This window comes from Clavibacter lycopersici (assembly GCF_003576405.1).
Taxonomy (GTDB): domain Bacteria; phylum Actinomycetota; class Actinomycetes; order Actinomycetales; family Microbacteriaceae; genus Clavibacter; species Clavibacter lycopersici.
The window spans coordinates 1-4802 of record NZ_QWGT01000213.1 but is presented as its reverse complement, the minus strand read 5'-3'; the positions used below and the strand labels follow the sequence as shown (position 1 = coordinate 4802).

At 74.6% G+C, this 4802-nt stretch carries 6 protein-coding genes and 1 pseudogene; 4 read left to right on the top strand and 3 right to left on the bottom strand.

The genetic code is table 11. The features are described 5' to 3' along the window. Window positions 1–363: pseudogene (locus tag DZG00_RS12345) on the bottom strand (hypothetical protein); the annotation flags it as partial. 168 nt (window positions 364–531) lie between these two features. Here DZG00_RS12345 and DZG00_RS12340 point away from each other — a divergent pair. Next, window positions 532–1173 carry an HAD family hydrolase gene (locus DZG00_RS12340; protein WP_119382599.1) on the top strand — a complete coding sequence of 214 codons (642 nt, stop codon included), beginning with the start codon at window positions 532–534 and terminating at the stop codon, window positions 1171–1173. 39 nt (window positions 1174–1212) lie between these two features. On the opposite strand, the gene DZG00_RS12335 is transcribed toward DZG00_RS12340, so the two are convergent. Further along, the gene (locus DZG00_RS12335; protein ID WP_119382598.1) at window positions 1213–1938 is read right to left on the bottom strand and encodes a GAF and ANTAR domain-containing protein; all 726 of its coding nucleotides are present in this window, start codon (window positions 1936–1938) and stop codon (window positions 1213–1215) included. Window positions 1939–1986: 48 nt separating this feature from the next. Next, on the bottom strand, window positions 1987–2688 hold the full coding sequence (locus DZG00_RS12330; RefSeq protein WP_233549124.1) for a GAF and ANTAR domain-containing protein: 702 nt from the start codon (window positions 2686–2688) through the stop codon (window positions 1987–1989). Window positions 2689–2855: 167 nt separating this feature from the next. Between DZG00_RS12330 and DZG00_RS12325 the strand changes: the two genes are divergently transcribed. From DZG00_RS12325 to DZG00_RS12315, 3 genes are all read left to right on the top strand, one after another. Continuing rightward, window positions 2856–3584 carry an NADPH-dependent F420 reductase gene (locus DZG00_RS12325; protein WP_119382596.1) on the top strand — a complete coding sequence of 243 codons (729 nt, stop codon included), beginning with the start codon at window positions 2856–2858 and terminating at the stop codon, window positions 3582–3584. Window positions 3585–3593: 9 nt separating this feature from the next. After that, window positions 3594–4394 (top strand): sulfite exporter TauE/SafE family protein, encoded by an 801-nt coding sequence (locus tag DZG00_RS12320; RefSeq protein ID WP_119382595.1) that lies wholly within the window; start codon window positions 3594–3596, stop codon window positions 4392–4394. Between the two features lie 61 nt (window positions 4395–4455). Next, window positions 4456–4802: putative immunity protein (locus DZG00_RS12315; protein WP_119455674.1), on the top strand; the 347-nt coding region annotated here is incomplete at its 3' end.

Genomic DNA, 4802 nt, shown 5'->3' with positions numbered 1-4802 from the left:
GGCCGCGGCGGTGGACGCGCGGCCGATGAGCCGCGCCTCCGCCCACGCGCAGGCGAGACCCGCGACATCCGCGTCGACGAGGAGGGCGCGCGGGGCGTCGGCGGTCGCGGGGGCGACGGCGAGGATCCGCAGCACGACCGCCGAGGCCGACGCCGTGCGCGACGCACGGCCGCTGCTGCACCGCTCGACGGCCGCAGCGGTGGTCGCGCAGGGCGTGCCGCGCTCCGCGGCGAGAGCGACGAGGGACACGGCGCCGACGCGCAGGTCGGTCGTGGTCGCGACGGTGCCGGTGGGCCATTCGGCGGCGGCGAGCGGATCCGGGATGCTGCGGCGGAGCGACGGGAGGATCGCGGTGAGGGTCATGGCAGCAGGTCTACCGCCGCGGACGGCGGCCACGGCCCGCCCTCATGGAAGCCGTGCGGCGGGGGCCGCGACCCTCACGGGATCCGCACGCCGGGGACGCCTCGGGCGCCCCGAGCGCGGAGCGGGCATGCTCGAGGGGACCCGTCCGCCGCATCCCGAAGGAGACGCATGCCCGAGAACCGCGATCCCGCCCTGCCCTGGCTCCTCTTCGACATCGGCGGGGTGCTCATCACGCGGCCGGACGACATCGGCGCGCTGAGCCGGGCGCTGGATCCCGCGGGCGTCACGGGCGAGGACGCCCAGGCGCGCGTCCGCGAGGCGTTCGACGCGCACCGGCAGCCGTACGACCGCGGCGGCAGCGCCCGGGAGTTCTGGGATGCCGTCGCTGGCGACCTCGGCCTGCCCGCGCCCGGCGAGGACGACCTCGCCGAGCTCGTCGCGATCGAGCAGCGCCGCTGGGGATCTCCGGACGACGAGACGCTCGCCGCCCTGGACCGCGCCGTCGCCGCGGGCTACCGGCTCGCGATCCTCTCCAACGCACCGCACGACCTGGCCGACATCCTCGAGGACCCGGAGGGCTGGGGCGGGCGCTTCGACGTGGTGCTGGTCAGCGCGCGCATCGGCATGGCCAAGCCCGACGCCGACGTGTGGCCGCTGGCCGTCGACCGCCTCGGGAGCCCGGCCGAGCGGATCCTGTTCGTCGACGACAAGCCCGCCAACGTCGACGCCGCCCGCGAGGCCGGCATCCACGCCCACGTCTGGGAGGGCCTGGAGACCCTCGACCGGATCCTCGACGGCACGCTCGCCTGACGCCCCGGCGGGGTCGCCCGCCCGGATCCGCCTGAGCGGCTAGCGCGCCCCGGCCTCGAGCGTCACGCGGCCCTCGACGATGCCCGCGGCGACAGCCGGCATCGGCGTGCTCGTGTTGCGGGCCTCGCGGCGGATCAGCCGGAACGCCTCGTCCATGTCCACGCCGAGGGTGTGCGCGATGACGCCCTTGGCCTGCTCGATGAGCACGCGGCTGTCGAGCGCGTGGCGGAGCTGGTCGTGCACGAGGGCGCTGTCGCGGATCGTCCGCTCCTGCAGCACGCTGATGGTCGCCACGTCGGCGAGCGCCTGCGCCGCCGTCGCGTCAGCCTCGTTGAGCGCGCCTTCGTGCTCGCGGAAGAGGTTGAGCGAGCCGATGACCTGGCCGCGCAGCCTCAGCGGGATGGCGTGCACCGACACGTATCCGGCGCCCGCGGCCTGCTCCGAGAACGCGGGCCAGCGGTCGGCGATCTCGCGCACGTCCGCGACGGACACGACGCGGCCCGTGCTCACGGCCTCGACGCACGGGCCCTCGCCGACCTCGAGCTGCATCAGCCCGACCAGACGGCTCTTCTCGCTCGTGGACGCGACGACCTCGAGGTGCTGCGCGTCCGGCCCGATGATGATCCCCGCCGCGCTCGCGTCGAACAGGAGCGTGGCCTGGTCCACGAGCGTCTGCAGCAGCTCGAGCACGTCGAAGCCGCTCACGAGCGAGTCGGCGAGGCTGACGAAGGTGTGGACGAGCAGCTCTTCCCGGGTCTCCGGCATCGGCGTGGTTCCTCTGGTCGTTCGGGCGGTCGGTGGCGGTGGCTCGCGTCAGCGATCCGGGGTGAAGTCGAGCGTGCGGCCCACGACGTCCTCGGCCACCTCGCGGAGCGAGCGGCCCGTGGCGAAGGCGTTGCCGCGGAGCACCAGGAGCGCGTCGGCCGGGGGGATCCCCATCTGCGCGACGACCATCCCGGTGGCCTGGTGCACCTCGCGGCGCGAGTACCGGCTCTCCCATGATCCATTCTCTTCCTGCTGGCCCTCGGCGGCCAGGAGCGCGCGGCGGAGGACCTGGCGCGCGACGATCCGGGACAGCGTCGTCGCGTCCGTCACCTCCTGGTCGGAGATGTCGCGCGCGGTGCGGGAGTAGAGGTCCACGGCGCCGAGGCTGAGCCCGGCGACGACGAGCGGGAACGCGAAGACCGCGCCGAGGCCCGTCTCGTGCATGGCGTGGTGCGCGAGCGGCCAGGACGTGGCGTCGGATCCCCGCAGGTCGCGCTCGAGCACGGGCCGTCGCGAGGTGCGCGCCTCCCAGCACGGGCCCTCCCCGAGGTCGAGCTGGATCTCGTCGAGCCGGGCCGCCCGGTCGTCCGACGCGCACACGGTCTCGCTGCCGAGCGGATCCCCGAGGGTGGAGACGGCCGCGCCGCTCACGCCCAGGGCGGCGACGAGGGGTCCGCACAGGTCGGAGCCCGTCGCCGTCGCCTCCTCGAGCGCCTCGGCGGCGTCGGCGACGAGGCCGCGGCTAGGCACGGGCCATCGCACGAGGGGCGCTGACTGTGATCACGAATGCCTCCATGGCCCGTCGAGTCCGCGAGGGTGGCGCGGAGCGCAGGGACCGGGTACCGACCACAGCGCCACACTACCGTCGTCGGCCGCGGCGGTGAGGGGGCGGAGCGGGACCGCGGAGAATGGATCCCATGACGCACCACGACGACGCCCCTGCCCGACCCGACACCGACCGGACGGAGGCGGCGCGATCCGTCACCGTCGGGATCCTCGGCGCCGGCAAGGTCGGCACGGTGCTCGCCCGCCGTGCGATCGCCGCCGGGCACGAGGTGCTCATCTCCGGCTCGGGGGATCCGTCGCGCATCGCCCTCATCGTCGACGTGCTCGCGCCGGGCGCCGTCGCCACCACCTCGGCGGAGGCGGCGGCCCGCGCCGACATCGTTATCCTCGCCCTCCCGCTCGGCAAGCTGCCATCCGTGCCGGTCGCCGAGCTCGCGGGGAAGCTCGTCGTCGACGCCATGAACTACTGGTGGGAGGTGGACGGCCACCGCGACGACCTCGCCGACCCCGCCTCCTCCACGAGCGAGCTCGTGCAGGACTTCCTCCCGGACTCCACGGTCGTCAAGGCCTTCAACCACATGGGGTACCACGACCTCGACGAGGGACCCCGGCCCGCCGGCGCACCCGGCCGCAAGGGCATCGCGGTCGCGGGCGACGACGACGCGGCGCGCGCGACCGTCGCCGACCTCGTCGATGCGTTCGGCTTCGACCCCGTCGACATCGGCCCGCTCGCGGCCGGCCGCGTGCTGGAGCCCGGCCGCTCGCTCTTCGGCGTGAACGTGGACGCCGACGAGGTCCGCCGCCTGGTCGCGCTGGAGTCGGCGGACGCGTCGCGCTCCACCTCCTCCGCCGCCGAGTAGCGAGCGCGCATGGACATCGGCGGCTCGCTCGGCGAGATCACGCTCACGGTCGCGCTGCTCATGATCCTGGCGGCGCTCGCGGCCGGCTGGATCGACGCGGTCGTGGGCGGCGGCGGCCTCCTGCAGCTGCCGGCGCTGCTGCTCGTGCCGGGGATCACGCCGGTGGAGGCGCTCGCGACCAACAAGCTCGCGTCGCTGTTCGGCACCTCGACGAGCGCGGTGACCTGGTACCGGCGCACGCATCCGGACCTCCGCACCGCCCTGCCCATGGCCGCCGTCGCGCTGGCCGGCTCCTACGGCGGGGCCAGCCTCGCGGCGCTGCTGCCGGCGTCGGTCTTCAAGCCGCTGGTGGTGGTCGCGCTGATCATCGTCGCGGTCGTGACCATCGCCCGCCCGAAGCTCGGCGACGTGGCCGCGCTCCGCCACAGGGGCCGGAAGCACCACGGGATCGCCGCGCTGCTCGGCGTGGTGATCGGCTTCTACGACGGCCTCATCGGACCCGGCACGGGCACGTTCCTGATCATCGCGCTCATCACCGCGCTCGGCTACGACTTCGTGCTCGCGAGCGCCAAGGCGAAGATCGTGAACGTCGCCACGAACCTCGGCGCCCTCGCGTTCTTCATCCCGCAGGGCCACGTGCTCTGGGCGCTCGCGCTCGGCATGGGCGTGGCGAACATGGTGGGCGGCTACGCGGGATCCCGCATGGCCGTCGCCCGCGGCAGCCGCTTCATCCGCATCGCGTTCATCGTGGTGGTCGCGGTGCTCATCGTGAAGGTCGGGTCGGACGTGGTGGCGGAGTGGGCGGCGTGATCGATCGATCACCATCTCGCCGACCCTGGTGTCGCGATCCGACCGCTGGCAGGCTCCACGCATGCCCATCCTCCCGACCGACCGCGACCCCGCCCTCATCACCGTCCGCCGCGGCGGCACGCTGACCGACGACGACCACCGGGCGCTCGCGCTGTGGGCGGTCGCGTGCGCGGAGCACGTGCTGCCGCTGTTCGAGGCCGAGCGCCCCGGCGATCCGCTCCTCCGCGAGACGCTCGACGTCGCGCGCGGCTGGGTGCGCGGCGAGGTGCCGATGAAGCAGGCGCACCAGCAGTCGTTCCGCGCGAACGCGGCGGGCAAGGGGCTCCCGGATCCCGCGCGGTTCGCCGCGCTCGCGGTCGGGCAGGCCGTCGCGGTCGCGCACGTCGCCGCGCACGACCTCGGTGCCGC

Bases quoted from the DNA above. Each gene is read 5' to 3' on its own strand.
- DZG00_RS12340 (WP_119382599.1), top strand. From the start codon at position 532: ATGCCCGAGAACCGCGATCCCGCCCTGCCCTGGCTCCTCTTCGACATC.
- DZG00_RS12335 (WP_119382598.1), bottom strand. From the start codon at position 1,938: ATGCCGGAGACCCGGGAAGAGCTGCTCGTCCACACCTTCGTCAGCCTC.
- DZG00_RS12325 (WP_119382596.1), top strand. From the start codon at position 2,856: ATGACGCACCACGACGACGCCCCTGCCCGACCCGACACCGACCGGACG.
- DZG00_RS12320 (WP_119382595.1), top strand. From the start codon at position 3,594: ATGGACATCGGCGGCTCGCTCGGCGAGATCACGCTCACGGTCGCGCTG.